This is a genomic window from Roseburia inulinivorans DSM 16841, assembly GCF_000174195.1.
GTDB classification, from domain to species: domain Bacteria; phylum Bacillota; class Clostridia; order Lachnospirales; family Lachnospiraceae; genus Roseburia; species Roseburia inulinivorans.
Genome location: NZ_ACFY01000033.1, coordinates 1 through 13571 on the forward strand (window position 1 = coordinate 1; position 13571 = coordinate 13571).

The 13571-nt window shown below is 41.3% G+C and carries 13 protein-coding genes; 5 read left to right on the top strand and 8 right to left on the bottom strand.

What is annotated here, in order from left to right; translation table 11 throughout:
- Window positions 1-151: 151 nt before the first annotated feature.
- Complete coding sequence (locus ROSEINA2194_RS03265) at window positions 152-3319, top strand: DUF6240 domain-containing protein (protein ID WP_007883351.1); 3168 nt, start codon at window positions 152-154, stop codon at window positions 3317-3319.
- Here ROSEINA2194_RS03265 and ROSEINA2194_RS03270 read toward each other — a convergent pair whose 3' ends face one another.
- The 6 genes from ROSEINA2194_RS03270 to ROSEINA2194_RS03295 form a co-directional block, all read right to left on the bottom strand.
- Window positions 3320-4027: an N-acetylmuramoyl-L-alanine amidase gene (locus tag ROSEINA2194_RS03270; RefSeq protein WP_007883353.1), complete on the bottom strand. Its 708-nt coding sequence runs from the start codon at window positions 4025-4027 to the stop codon at window positions 3320-3322.
- A 105-nt stretch (window positions 4028-4132) separates the two neighbouring features.
- On the bottom strand, window positions 4133-5869 hold the full coding sequence (locus ROSEINA2194_RS03275) for a glycosyl hydrolase family 18 protein (RefSeq protein ID WP_007883355.1): 1737 nt from the start codon (window positions 5867-5869) through the stop codon (window positions 4133-4135).
- A 403-nt stretch (window positions 5870-6272) separates the two neighbouring features.
- Window positions 6273-6476, bottom strand: coding sequence for a hypothetical protein (locus tag ROSEINA2194_RS03280; RefSeq protein WP_007883369.1), 204 nt, complete (start codon window positions 6474-6476; stop codon window positions 6273-6275).
- A gap of 47 nt (window positions 6477-6523) precedes the next feature.
- Complete coding sequence (locus ROSEINA2194_RS03285; protein WP_172727042.1) at window positions 6524-7351, bottom strand: SAF domain-containing protein; 828 nt, start codon at window positions 7349-7351, stop codon at window positions 6524-6526.
- Between the two features lie 79 nt (window positions 7352-7430).
- The gene (locus ROSEINA2194_RS03290) at window positions 7431-7817 is read right to left on the bottom strand and encodes a hypothetical protein (RefSeq protein WP_007883373.1); all 387 of its coding nucleotides are present in this window, start codon (window positions 7815-7817) and stop codon (window positions 7431-7433) included.
- A gap of 200 nt (window positions 7818-8017) precedes the next feature.
- Window positions 8018-9346 (bottom strand): serine/threonine protein kinase, encoded by a 1329-nt coding sequence (locus ROSEINA2194_RS03295; RefSeq protein WP_007883376.1) that lies wholly within the window; start codon window positions 9344-9346, stop codon window positions 8018-8020.
- 259 nt (window positions 9347-9605) lie between these two features.
- Here ROSEINA2194_RS03295 and ROSEINA2194_RS03300 point away from each other — a divergent pair, with 259 nt between their 5' ends.
- Window positions 9606-10388: an adaptor protein MecA gene (locus tag ROSEINA2194_RS03300; protein ID WP_044927100.1), complete on the top strand. Its 783-nt coding sequence runs from the start codon at window positions 9606-9608 to the stop codon at window positions 10386-10388.
- Window positions 10389-10469: 81 nt separating this feature from the next.
- Here ROSEINA2194_RS03300 and ROSEINA2194_RS03305 read toward each other — a convergent pair whose 3' ends face one another.
- On the bottom strand, window positions 10470-10679 hold the full coding sequence (locus ROSEINA2194_RS03305; protein WP_021922175.1) for a DUF1858 domain-containing protein: 210 nt from the start codon (window positions 10677-10679) through the stop codon (window positions 10470-10472).
- Window positions 10680-10897: 218 nt separating this feature from the next.
- Between ROSEINA2194_RS03305 and ROSEINA2194_RS03310 the strand changes: the two genes are divergently transcribed.
- Together ROSEINA2194_RS03310 and ROSEINA2194_RS03315 are read left to right on the top strand one after the other, a co-directional pair.
- On the top strand, window positions 10898-12379 hold the full coding sequence (locus tag ROSEINA2194_RS03310; RefSeq protein ID WP_007883381.1) for a flagellin N-terminal helical domain-containing protein: 1482 nt from the start codon (window positions 10898-10900) through the stop codon (window positions 12377-12379).
- Between the two features lie 25 nt (window positions 12380-12404).
- Window positions 12405-12881, top strand: coding sequence for a flagellar export chaperone FliS (locus tag ROSEINA2194_RS03315; protein ID WP_007883383.1), 477 nt, complete (start codon window positions 12405-12407; stop codon window positions 12879-12881).
- On the opposite strand, the gene ROSEINA2194_RS20115 is transcribed toward ROSEINA2194_RS03315, so the two are convergent.
- The gene (locus tag ROSEINA2194_RS20115) at window positions 12861-13139 is read right to left on the bottom strand and encodes a YaaL family protein (RefSeq protein WP_330370248.1); all 279 of its coding nucleotides are present in this window, start codon (window positions 13137-13139) and stop codon (window positions 12861-12863) included. The two genes, ROSEINA2194_RS03315 and ROSEINA2194_RS20115, sit on opposite strands and share 21 nt — an antisense overlap.
- 153 nt (window positions 13140-13292) lie before the next feature.
- On the opposite strand from ROSEINA2194_RS20115, the gene ROSEINA2194_RS03320 reads away from it, so the two are divergent.
- Complete coding sequence (locus ROSEINA2194_RS03320; protein ID WP_007883385.1) at window positions 13293-13565, top strand: pro-sigmaK processing inhibitor BofA family protein; 273 nt, start codon at window positions 13293-13295, stop codon at window positions 13563-13565.
- Window positions 13566-13571 lie beyond the last annotated feature (6 nt).

A 13571-nucleotide genomic window follows, 5' to 3' on the forward strand; every position in this document is an offset into this window, starting at 1 on the left:
AGGCATGCAATACAACACAACCTGCAAAAAATCCGTAACACCACCCACAAGCGACAGTGCATAAGTTAAACTCCAGTTGTATTAAGAAAAAAGGAAATGAGCCGATATACATAGCAGTGAAATGAAATCCGAAACAGGAGATATCAAATAGATGAGAGTAGAACAGCAGAATCAGATTCTGGAGGCGCTGCAGCAGGCGGCAGGCAAAGATGTAAAGACTGCCTCCGGGATTGTGGCAGAAAAGGCTAAGACGACAAAGAGTGTGAGCGACAGACAGACTTCCATTCAGATGAAGGATACTACCTACCTGAATCCTGCCAGAGAAGAGAAAAAGTCCATAGCGGAAAAGATTGAAGAGAGTTCTGGGATGGATGCATTTGACCGCAAAAATCAGATGGCAGTTTTATCAAATACAACATCGGAAGAAGATTATGCGAAAATGCAGGAGGAAGGTTTTTCCCTGGATTCCACAGATTCACATACGATTATTACGGTGACAGACAAAATCAAAATGCAGCTTGCAAAAGCAGGAAAAGAAGTGTTTGGAGATGACCTTGACGCAGCTGAATTAGAGGCGATGACAGGAAGTGTGGCACTTGCAAACCAGTTGGAGCAGGCATTTAAGGAGGCTGATCTTCCGGCGACAGATGAGAATATTGCAACGAGCATTGAGGCGTTTGAACAGTTGCAGATGTTGCAGCCTATGACAGATGGTGCGATCAAATACATGTTGGATAATCAGTTGCAGCCAACGATTGAGAATTTGTATATGGCACAGTTTTCAGGCAGTGCAGGTTATACAGGGCAGACCGTAGAAGATATGGAACAGTTGTCAGGACAGATCCAGAACATGCTGTCTTCTATGGGATTGCCGGTAAATGAGAATACTATGGCAGACTGCCAGTGGCTGATCCAAAACGATGTTCCCCTCACGGAAGAGAATCTGACCTACTATGAGGATCTGAAAACTTTGGAACTTCCGGCGGATCCATCACAGGCAATGGGACAGATTGCGGATGCAATTACACAGGGAAATATGCCAAAGGATGCAATGGTGGCAGAGGGCTACAGCCTCAGAGATCAGGCACAGAATGCCGCAGATGTGATTGAAAATGCTACAGATGAAGATGTTGCTTATGTTGTGAACAATGGCATGGAGCTGACTGTGGATAATCTTGCCAAAGCAGCAGAAAACCGTGGGAAAGATGCTGAAAGCGACTCCCAAAATCAGAAAGCTTATACGGATAAAGGCTTAGAACTTCTCACGGCAAAGAGACAGTTGGAGGAAGTACGTCTTGCAATGTCAGCGGAAGCAAATTATGCACTTTTGAAAAAAGGTATTTCCATCGATACAGAGCCTCTGGTGAAACTCGTTGATGAGTTGAAAAATATGGAAAACCAATACTATACAAATTTATTGGAAGCACAGGGTGCGGATGCAACCCCGGAAAATGTTGCACTTTTTGCAGAGACAACTGAAAAAGTAGCGCAGCTGGGGCAGGTTCCGGCGTATGTGCTTGGAATCCCAGAAGCAGATGTTTCCACGATTGATGGAGCATATGAGCAGGGAATGCAGATGAAATCTGCACTGGAAAAAGCAGGTGTGCAGTATGAGACGTTAATGACAGCGCCACGCACCGACATGGGAGATTCCATCCAGAAGGCATTCCGCAATGTGGATGATATTTTAAACGATCTTGGCGTGGAAGCAACGGAAGAAAATCGTCGTGCAGTGCGTATTCTTGGGTACAATGGAATTGAAATTACGGAGGATTCCATTATACAGATGAAAGCTGCAGATGAAGAAGTACAGCGGATGTTTAAAAATATGACACCTGCTGTTGTCACACAGCTGATCAAGCAGGGCATTAATCCACTGGAAATGAAGATTTCGGATCTGAACCGTGTTGCGGAGCAGGTGAGATCAGAAGTTGGAAAAGATGATAATCAGAAGTTCAGTGAGTATTTATATAAATTGGAAAAAAATAATCAGATCACAGAGGAAGAACGAAACTCCTATATCGGAATTTACCGTCTCATCCATCAGGTGGAGCAGACAGACGGTGCGGCGATCGGTGCATTGGTAAATCAGGGGGCAGAGATGACCATGAAAAATCTGCTCACTGCCGTGCGGTCATCCCACAAGACAAATCGCATGGATATTTCTGTGGACAATGATTACGGAGAGAGCAAAGAGCAGACGGTAAACACAAACTCCATTACAGATCAGATCGAGACCGCTTACCAGACAAACTGTATGAAGGACGCAGCTGATCTTTTGACACCGGGCAGATTGCAGCAGGTATTTGATCAGCATCCGGACTGGCAGAATATGACTCCGGAGGAATTTGCGCATGCACTTGCGGAAACTGTCGACACAGACGCAGCAGCCGAGCGGGAATATCTTCAGGAACAGATGCGGATGGTGCAGGAAGCAGCGGCTGCTCCGGATGAGATTTACCGGATGTTAGAGCAGTTTGATCTGCCAAACAGCGCAATGAATGTCAATGCTATCCAGTCGATGATGGCGAACCGTAATCAACTGTTCCGACAGATCTTCGGGGAAGAGAGTACGAATCCGGATCGTGAGAAAAAAATCACAGCAGAAGATATCGAAGCGATCAAGGAAAGTATTATCGAGGATTTTGGAGAGGCAGTTTCGGAGCCCAAAGCATTGGCAGAGGTTCAGGAGACATTGGGAAAAGTTGCGGAGAACGTGATGAAGACGATGATCTCCAGCGATGAAGTGACCAGCATTGATGTGCGCGAGATGCGTCTTATGCAGGCAAAACTTTCCATTAATCAGACTTTGGCGAAAAAAGAGCAGTATTCCATTCCGGTTCTGGTGGGGGATAAAGTGACCAATGTTTCCCTGAAGATTGTCCGTGGAGTAGAGACAAAAGGTATTGTGGACATTATGTTAGAAAGCGAAATGTCTGGTAAGATCGCAGCGACATTTCAGGCGAAAGAGGAAGGAATCAGCGGTCTGGTTGTGACCGATAAACAGGAGACAAGAGATCTTCTGGCAGATCAGATGGGATTTCTGGCATCTGCCATTCAGGAGAGTGACGGAGAGCAGGTAGACCTCAGATTTGCAATAGAAAAAAACCTCGATTTAAATCATTTTTCCGGTGTCGCATCGGGAAAGAGTGGAAATGTAACGTCTGTGAATGATTCAGCAGCTTCTGCGAAAGAAGCTGTGGATAAAGAGGGACAGTCCACAGAGGGAAAAAAAGAGGATTCTGTATACAAAGTGCAGACTGCCCGTTTATACCATATTGCAGAGGCATTTTTAAAAACAATCCGTGAATTTGAATAATTACGATGATTCGTTTTGCGGGAGTTCGTCTCCAAGATAAGTTTTAATGCCGGTGTAAATAGCGTTGACTAATTGATCCTGATAGTCATCCTGCAAAAGCAGTTCCGCCTCTATTGGATTGCTTAAAAACCCACATTCTACGATGACCGTAGGTGTGGGTGTTTTTTTTAGAAGATAATAGCTTTCGTTTGCCTTGGCAGCACGGTGGTTGTCGGGATCGACCTGTTCGATCAGAGCTGTCTGCAAAATCTCGGCAAGTTTTTTCCCATTTTCTGACTGTCCATAATAAAAGACCTGTGCTCCCTGAATTTCAGGTGAAGTGTAACTGTTCTGATGAATACTTACCGTAAAAAGGGCATTGGAATCCTCGATAATTTTACAGCGTTTCTGCATATCCTCCGCTTTTTTATTGGTTGCGCCCTCGGAATACAGTCCGGCATCTGTGTTTCGTGTCATCACAACTTTGATGTTATTTTGTTCTAATATTTTTTGCAGTTTTAATGCAATCTGAAGATTGATGTCTTTTTCCAACGCGTCATTGATGCCGATTTTTCCCGGATCATCACCACCATGACCGGCATCTACAACAATGCAGGCAGGCGCAGATTTTGCCTGCTCGCTCTGTACAAAAACAGCTCCTTTACGGGCGAGGACAAAGGCACAGAGAATCACACAAAGTCCCATAAGCAATTCTATTTTTCTTTTCATAAAAAATCCCACAGTTTGTTTCTATATTGTATTCACAAACTGTGGGAGATATGAATCTATTGATCGGTTGTACCTGAATTTGCGTTTCAGGATCGTTTTCAAACACTAATTGATATATTTGATAATGGTATCCCAGATAGAGGAATCTTCCATTCCAAGTTTCCAGAAGGAACCACCGGCAAGACCATAGGTGTCCATGACGGTAAGCTTTTTCTCCAATGAAGTTGCATCTTCAATCCAGATCTTGTAGTTGACACCACCATTTTGATATTCGACATAATTCTGTCCGATATCATCGAGCCATACAGGCTGCACACCATTTGCACTGATGAGTTTCTGTACTTCTGTCATATTGGTCGCATAGGAAGATAATTCGTAATCAACGGTTGTGTCCGTTTCATCGGTTGCAGTGGAATCGGATTCTACCGGTGTCTCGGACCAGACTCTTGTGTAAAATGGCATACCGAGGATTACCTGGTTTGCAGGAACTTCTTTTAAAGTATTTTCCACACCATCTGTCACGAAACCAATCGAAGCAACGGAACCAGCTTCCGGGGAACCTGCATAATGTTCATCATATGCCATGATCACAACATAATCAGCAAAAAGAGCCTGCTCGGCACGATTATAAAATGCAGTGTAATCACTTGGAACATAATTATCAACGGAAAGTACAATTCCATTGTTGGCACATTTTAATGACAACTCACGGATGAATTGAATGTAGGAGTTTCCTACAGCATCCGCATTCAATGCTTCAAAGTCGACATTAATTCCATCCAGATTGTACTGGATAGCGGCAGAGATAATATTGTTGGTCAGATTATCTCTGGAGGAAGTGTGGGAAAGCACTTCTGCAGTATTGACGCTGTCATTTTCCAGATTGCTGATCAATGCCCAGACTTCAATGCCATTCTGGTGACAGTAATCAACATAAGTGGAACTTGCAAGGGAAGCAATGTTTCCATTGTTGTCGTTTAAGTAAAACCAGGTTGGAGAAAGTATGTTAATTCCCTTTGTTTTCTGTAAGATAGAAGCAAGATTGTCGTTGGCAGACTGATTGGTTACCTGATGCCATGCCATATTAATCTTGTAATCTTTGGTAATATGGGAAAATTCTTCTGCAACATAGTCACTGGAAATTGTCGTAGTAGAAGTTGTTCCAAGTTTATTGGATTTGATATAACCGATATATCCATCATTTGTGGCAACTTTTGTCCAGGTATCACCCGGTTCTAAAATAGTGAGCTCGGTATTTTTATCTGCTTCTGTAAGAATCGGACTTTTGATACCGCCCTGATAACGGATTTCTGTTTTTTGCTTTGCAGAAGCAATGGTATAATCTCCCCATGCATTGGTAAGAACGACACGGTTTGGATCCGTATAGTAATTGTACTGAAAATCAGAGTACTGTTTGACAAAATCGATTGCAATATAAGCGGTAGAGGCATCTGCTTTTACAATTGTCTGGCCAAATGACTGTGTATCTTTGTTCACGGTGTAATCAGAACTTTCCGCGTTTACGGAAATCAGATCATTGGCGGTTGTGTAACGGAGGATATTTTCATTGGGATCCCAATAAAAACGTGCATTGAGATAGTTCCGTACTGTTTCATAACTTAAATAAACTTCTCCGTTTACAAGTTTTCCTTTGGTATCAATGACTTCGTTGTTGCATATGAGAGCGACATCTGTATCCGAAGTCAGTCCATAATATTCAGACAGATCTTTTGTCTCCTTGGAAGGAGTGTATTTTTCAATGATATTTCCTAATACCATAAATAAAACAACGACAATGATAAGTGCGATAGCCGCAAAAACCGGTATAATTTTTTTCTTCATAAAAGTTCCTTTCTATCGAAAAAGTGCATTTTGAGAACAAATTTTATCAATTTGTGAAATGTAATGATCAGTATGGTGAAATGGATTACATTTACAAAAACAATTGTAGCATATTGACACTTAAAATCATAGTAAAAGTATTATTAAGAATTTCTTATTCGTGGACATAAAAAAAATGTAAATTTGAACCGACAGAAATGCAAAGAAGCCGCGGACTCCCCGCGGCTTCTGAATCTTTTTCTTATCAAATAGTGTTATATAGACACCTGGATCATCAGGTTTTGAGGGCCTTAGAACATCCACTGCTTTTATGCATAAACGATATCTACAATATAATAAGTTACAAGAATGAATGTCAAAAGTCTCCATTTACAAAAGGAGAGAATGACAAAATAATACAGGTTCATTTAGAAACCTTGTCAAAATGTACCTCTTTCAGCCTCCCTTCTTCAAACACGTAATCCCTCATGTAAGAGGTATCTTCGTGAATGGATAATTGATTTGATACATTGAGGGAATTGCTTGGAGTTCCCTCAAGCCAGATCGTCACACCCCTGTTTTCTAAGGCGGACAGTTCCATATAGAGTTTTTCTGTTTTTTCAACCATAAGATTTTCTCCTGCTTATAGTCCTGACCAAAAGGAAAACGCATAGGTTACATTTGTGATATATTATTATCCTGTTCTGGCAATTCCTCTTGGCTGTCCGGAAGAGATTCCAGCTCAGCTTCGATAGAATTCCCCATTTCCTTCTGGGTAAATAATTGCAGATGGTTCTCTAATACAGAACGTTTTTCCTGTTCCTTTTTTACAGTAAAAAGCGAAACAATATTAGGATCCCATTGCATTAAGGTGAATACCTGTGGGTTTACCGGGTAGGTTGTCACAGCAGCATTTTCAAAATCTGCCTGGTAAATAACCGCATACAGATAGGTACCTTCAAACAAATTTTCATCGACACGGGCACTTGACAGCCGGAGCAGATCTTCCTCGGAAAGATTTAAAGCTATGCCGCAGACAGAAGTTGCTTCATCCTCATTTAATAAGGAAAGAACACGCTGCTGGTTCAAAACAATATAATCTTCGCCGGTAGGAAAAGAAATTCGGATATCAATCAGATTATTGGTGTGAACGGATTCCGGTAAGCGGATATCTGATAATTCGAGATAGCGGTTACGTTCTGTAAGTCTTTCATCCGAATAGAAAAAATCGGCTGTGAGAAGCTGTCCTTTTTTCAGTGCCGTTTTCGCATATTGACCGATCAGATTTTTGCTGTCAGAAGCATAGAGAATCGATTGACTGCGTGGAAGTTTTACCGTGCACGAGGTCAGATCATCCTTTGTCAGTGCTTCCCCAGCAGGAAGTGCTTTTGACAGAAGATACACGTTTGTGTCCACGTAGGCGTTCTGTTCGGCTTCGTAGGCAGACACTGCCTGCTTTAATACCCTACAATTGTAGCGCTGGATCAAGAGCAGAATCGACAAAGGAATGCCTGCAATGCATATGCTGATGAAAAAAGTAATTAAAATTGTTTTTTACGATTGTGTAAAATGTGAATGCCTCCTAAAGCAGTTCCTGTAAAAAAGGGAACTGTTCTTTTTCGATATGAAACGGATTCTTGAAAAAGGGAATTTGCGCCATGGACAGATGATATTTTTTACGAAAAGCCTGCATATCATTTCCTTCTCCGAACAATACTAAATAGTAAAAGTCTTCCCCTGATTTCTGCCCGATAAAAGTTGATTGAATAAATTTGTGGTAAAGTTGCTCTTTCCACGGCGCAAGGCTGCCTATTACGATTTTCCGGTCGCATCGTAAGAATTCATTGTAGTTTGTCTCTGTCAGCACACCAAAATCATACAGCAGATAACAGTAGCCATGATTTAAAATTTGCGGAATTTCCCCAATTGAAACCGCAGGGTAATAATCAACATCATAAATGGTAAACATATTATGAGGGCTTTCTTTTTTGAAAAAAGGTGTGTCTTTGGATGTGAATCCGGACAGATTCTCAAAATCCTGAGACTGGTTTAGTTCCAGACAGGCAGTGGAACAGCGCAGTTTGGAAGCACAGTAGTTTGACAGTGCAATGGAAAGATGCGTGGCACCACAGCCGTGACCGCAGCCACAGATGCCGATCGAATAATGTTTTAAGGTTGTCTTTTTCTGAAATTTAAAAATTTCTTTTTTCCCCTTTCGAAAGATAATACATGAAAGAATAAATCTGTTTTGGTTTCGGTACAGGTAAATGCATCCCCGTCAAAAGGAAAGCAGTATACTTTACAGCCGAGTTTTCCTGCAAGTTTTTTTGCAGAGGACTGGTTATTGTAATTACAGATAAAAGCGGTGTTTCCGAGACAGGATAATTCCAATCCGGTGGAGATGGTCTGTGCGAGATCCCACGGACTGCCACTTAAGATAAAAAGATTAAAATTCTCTGGGCCTAATTCTATTATATCCTTCTGATATACACCAAAGTCTTTCACATAAATGGCGTCTCCGGAATCGGGCGGTTCAATCCCCTGACCGTAGTCCGGGATACCGCGGAAATATTTGTAATAACAGATACCATTCTGTTCTTTGACTGCCGGATGCTCCTGCAGCATGGAACGCAGATGATTGTTACCATTACGTTCTGTGTAAACGGCAGGATAACCATTTGCAGTTAAGGTGCTGGCAAGTGCTATGGCAATATGTGTTGTGCCAATACCTGGTTTGCTTCCAAAAACAGAAATATTTTTGATTGTGAGATGGGAAACGGATGGACACGCTGTTTTTAGATCCTGTTCAAGAGCTTCTTTAAAAAGACGGACCGTTTCATATCTGTCCGCTGCATCATATGCAGTAGCTTTTTGAATGATTGTCTGAAAAATAGTGGAACAGGGTTCCGTTGTATAGCTGCTCAGATATTGCAGGACTTTCCCGAGTCCATACACATCTGCGGAAGGCGTTACTGGAAGACCATTCAGAGCCTCCGGCGCAGCAAAATCCATTGTTCCGTAAATTTGATAATTTTTTCCAGAACCGGTAAAAAAAGATGCAATTCCAAAATCGATTAATTTTATCTGATTTCCACATACTATAATATGCTCTGGTTTTAGATCCTGATATAGGATTGGATATGGCATTAAATGATGCAGATAATCTAAAATATCACAAAGCTGGATGCCAAATTTTATTAAAAGTTCATGGGAAATTTTTTGATATGACACAAAAGTGTCAATGGATTGTCCCTGAATAAATTCCTCGATGATATAAAAGAAATGTTCATCTTCTTCAATATCGTAAATAATGGGAATTCCAGGATGATTGAGATTCTTCAGAAGTGTGGCTTCCGAAGAAGGTGAAGATACCAGAGAAGTGTCTTTGGGGATACACTTGATTGCCCGGTATACGTTCAGTCTGATATGTTCGGCAAGATAGACGGTGCTGCTGTTTCCAGTACCAAGAGTAGATAGAACCCGGTATTTGCCAAACAAAGTTGTTGGTTTAACGAAAGATCGCTCCTTTCAAAGCGTATCCGTTTCGCCATCTCATGCATACCTTTATAACATGAACAAAATTGTTTTGCAACTACTTTTTATAACTTTGGTGAATTTTCACAAAATTTTATGGGTGCAAAGGAATTGAAGATGAGTTTAGAAATATTTAATAAAATGGTATACTTTACATCAATAGGGCATTTGATTATAATAGATGTACAGTTTACAAGGTTTTCCGGATGAAGGAAGTGATAATATGAAAATTGAAAAAGTGAATGAGAATCAGATTCGTTGCACTTTGACCAGAGAAGATCTGGCAGAACGTCAGATTAAGCTCAGTGAACTCGCATACGGGACCGAAAAGGCGAAGATGCTGTTTCGAGATATGATGCAGCAGGCTGCCTATGAATTTGGATTTGAAGCAGACGATATACCGCTTATGATTGAAGCTATCCCGCTTTCCGCGGACACAATTATTCTGGTGATTACGAAGGTAGAATATCCGGAGGAACTTGATACACGTTTTTCCAGGTTTTCAGATCCTGATCCGGAAGATTTGTATGAAGATGCTATGTCAGGCAGTGTGCAGAATGCAGCGGCAGCAGGCGCTGATGATATATTAGGATTATTCAGAAAGATTCAGGAAGAGCATAAGAAAGCTGCAAAGGAGCCGGAGGGGGATACCCAGACGGCAGAGAGCAGTGAGAAAACAGCGAAGGAAGAAACTCCGGTAAACGTACTTGTAGACATTACAAAGCTGTTTGTTTTCAAGAATCTTGATGAAGTGACAAGACTTGCGCATATATTGAATAGTTTTTATGCGGGAGCGAATGATCTTTACAAGAGTCAGACCGCCAACCGCTATTATCTGCTGGTGAGTAAGAGTGATCAGTCACCGGAAACATTCAATAAGGTCTGCAATATTTTATCAGAATATGCAGCTCAGCAGCCATATACGCCGGCAATAGGAGCATTTTTCAGGGAACATTATCATATGATCCTGCAGGGAAATGCGCTTCAGACTCTGGCAGAATTATAAACGAATCAAAAAGCCTTCGGGCAAAAAGAAAAGGTACCGGCAATTTGCCGATACCTTTTTTGTAATAATGTTTGCTTAAAACTAAGCGAGGTCTTTTGCTAAGAAATCGTTGATCTCTTTTACTAAAGCATCTGGATCAATTCCGTGAACCATAGCTGCCTCTTCAATTGTTTCCATCTGGGAAGATGGGCATCCAAGACAATGCATACCAATATTTAAAAGAATTGGTGCAATATTCTGGTCAATCTGAAGTAATTCACCAATCATGGTTGATTTATTAACCTGAGCCATTCTGATATCCTCCTTGTATCTTTTTGGAAAAAGTTCTGATACTTTTTCGTTGTATTCCCACATACGACAAAGTGATATTTGCCGTATTAGTGTGTCCAATAACGAGGTAATTATAATACGATTTGCTTTGGAAAGCAAATAAATTTGTAGATTTTTCTAAGGGAAAAAGAGGATTTTGACGATATATGAAGCAGATGAGTTGAGAAGGAAGGAAAAATATGAGAATTAATAATAATATGTCAGCAGTGATCACCAATAAACAGCTGCTTCGTACAGAAAACAATCTTACAAAATCCATGGAGAGACTTTCTTCCGGTTTGAAGATCAATCATGCAAAGGATAATCCTGCAGGAATGGCAATTTCCAATAAGATGCAGGCACAGATCGATGCGTTAGACAGAGCATCTTCCAATGCATCCGATGGAACTTCTGTACTTCAGATCGCAGATGGCGCATTGAATGAGACAAGTGCTATTTTACAGAGAATGCGTGAACTTTCTGTCCAGGCAGCAAACGGAACGAACTCTTTAGAGGACAAACAGGCAATCCAGGACGAGATCGAGGCGTTGAAGGATGAGGTCAACCGTATTTCCAAAGATACGGAGTACAATTCAAAATCGCTGTTGGATGGTTCTTTGGATACACGTGTTTATACGGATAACGCAAATGTTTCCCGTGTGAATGTTTCGGATTATGTAAACCCGGGAAAATATGAGATCAATATCAAAACAGCCGCAACAAAGGCAACAGATACTGCAACAGATGTGGGAATTAATTCTACGGGTACGGGGGCAATCGGTGCATCTGGAACAATTTCCATCAATGGTTCTTCCGTGGATATTGATGCAAATGACACAATGGCAGAAGTTTATGAGAAAATCCGTGCAGCAGCAGAGGTTGGCGAGGCAGAGATGAAGACGGACGATGGTACGTTTACTGGTCTTCAGGCAAGCAGATATGGTTCTTCGGCAGCGTTAGTTATAACGTTTTCTGGAAAAGAAGGTGTGAGTACAACGAAAGATTTTGCAACAGCGTTAGGTTATACCACAGATCTTACAACAGATGCGAAAACAGGAACAATGACTTATGATGCAGCAAAAGCCGGAAATTCTGGAACGGATGCAGAAGTGGAACTTAGTGTTGGAAAGGTGATTGCGGGAACAACAGATACATCTATTTTTTCAAACACCGCAACCGTTGCAACCGATGGAAACAGAGTGACGATCACGGACAGAGATGGATTTTCCATGAGTTTTCTGGCAAAAGAGGGAAAAACAGGAAAGACAGTCTTTGATGTGACTGATATCGGTAATATGACACTTCATATCGGAGCTAACGAGCATCAGAATATGGATGTCCGCATTCAGGAAATTTCCTGTGAGACCCTTTATATCGATGATCTGGATGTCACAACTGTGACAGGAGCTGACCGTGCAATCAGTGCATTGGACGATGCAATTGCAATGGTATCTGATGCACGTTCCAAGATCGGTGCTTATGAAAACCGTCTGGAGTATGCAACTTCCAGTCTCGATACATTTGAGGAGAATATGACGGATGCAATGTCAAGACTGACAGATGTGGATATGGCAGAGGAAATGACCAATTATACACAGTACAATGTACTTCAGCAGGCAGGCGTGTCAGTTTTAAGTCAGGCAAATGATCTTCCACAGAATGTTTTATCATTGTTACAGTAGTATTTTTGCAGGGATGGTGTAAAACGTGGAAAAAGAGCAGATTTTGGATTTTACCAGAAGAATCAGCCAGAGCAACCGGAGCGGGCTTACGGTGATCAATTATGAGATCATCTTTGCTTATCTGGATGATGCAAAAAAAGCATATCAGGAAGAAAAATGGGAAGAGTTTAAGGTGGCTCTGCGGAAAGCACAGAATTCCATTGGTGAGTTAATGCAGACACTGGATTTTTCTTATGACATCTCCAGAAATCTTTACCGGATTTATGTTTTCTGCAGGGATTCCCTTGCGGCAGCAATGTATAAACGGAGTCTGACGGAGATTGAAACTGCAGAAAAAATGCTTCGGAAATTATATCAGAGTTTTTGCAAGGTGGCAGAGACAGATTCCTCTGCGCCAATGATGAAAAATACCCAGCAGGTGTATGCCGGGTACACATACGGAAAAGGTGATCTGGTGGAAAACTGCCAGGAACTGGACAAATCAAGAGGCTTCTTTGCATAGAAGCCTCTTCTTTTCGATTAAAGTGCCGGAAATTACTGGGAAAGTTCCATTTTTTTTTATGCTTGCGAGCAAAAATTTATAACGCATCTGCACGGAGTTTAACTCGTAAATGTAGCAGTCGATCAGATCCGGATCGACAACATTTTCCAGGTTATTATAAGCATCCTGCAGTGCACGTGCGGTCTGGTGGAGGTCATCCTTAAGAAGCGTATAGTGTTTATCCTTTGCATATTCCTCTTGTAAAATACGTATGGTAATCCCCTCCGATCAATAAAATTCTGTCCTCATGGGAACAGTCACTGAAATCTTATTAATAGTATAGTCACGGAATGGAAAAACTATACAATATCTCAAATAATTTTCATAAATTCCAGAAAACAATCATAAATTAAAACAAAAAACGTGGTGGTTATGGATCAAAAAATGGGAATGGTGGTACTTGCCATCATTTGTGGAATCATTCTTCTGGTACTTTTATTGCGAAAAAGGGCACAGATTATTTTAAATTTTTTAGTTCGGACAGTCCTTGGAGCCATCATGATTCTTCTGGTCAATGACATTTTGCAAAAGCAAGGCTTCGATATATATGTCGGTTTAAATCCGGTTACCCTTTTGACATCCGGAACCCTTGGATTCCCTGGGGTTGCGCTCCTTTATGGAATTGAGGTGACAAAGTTTTTGTAGGAAACT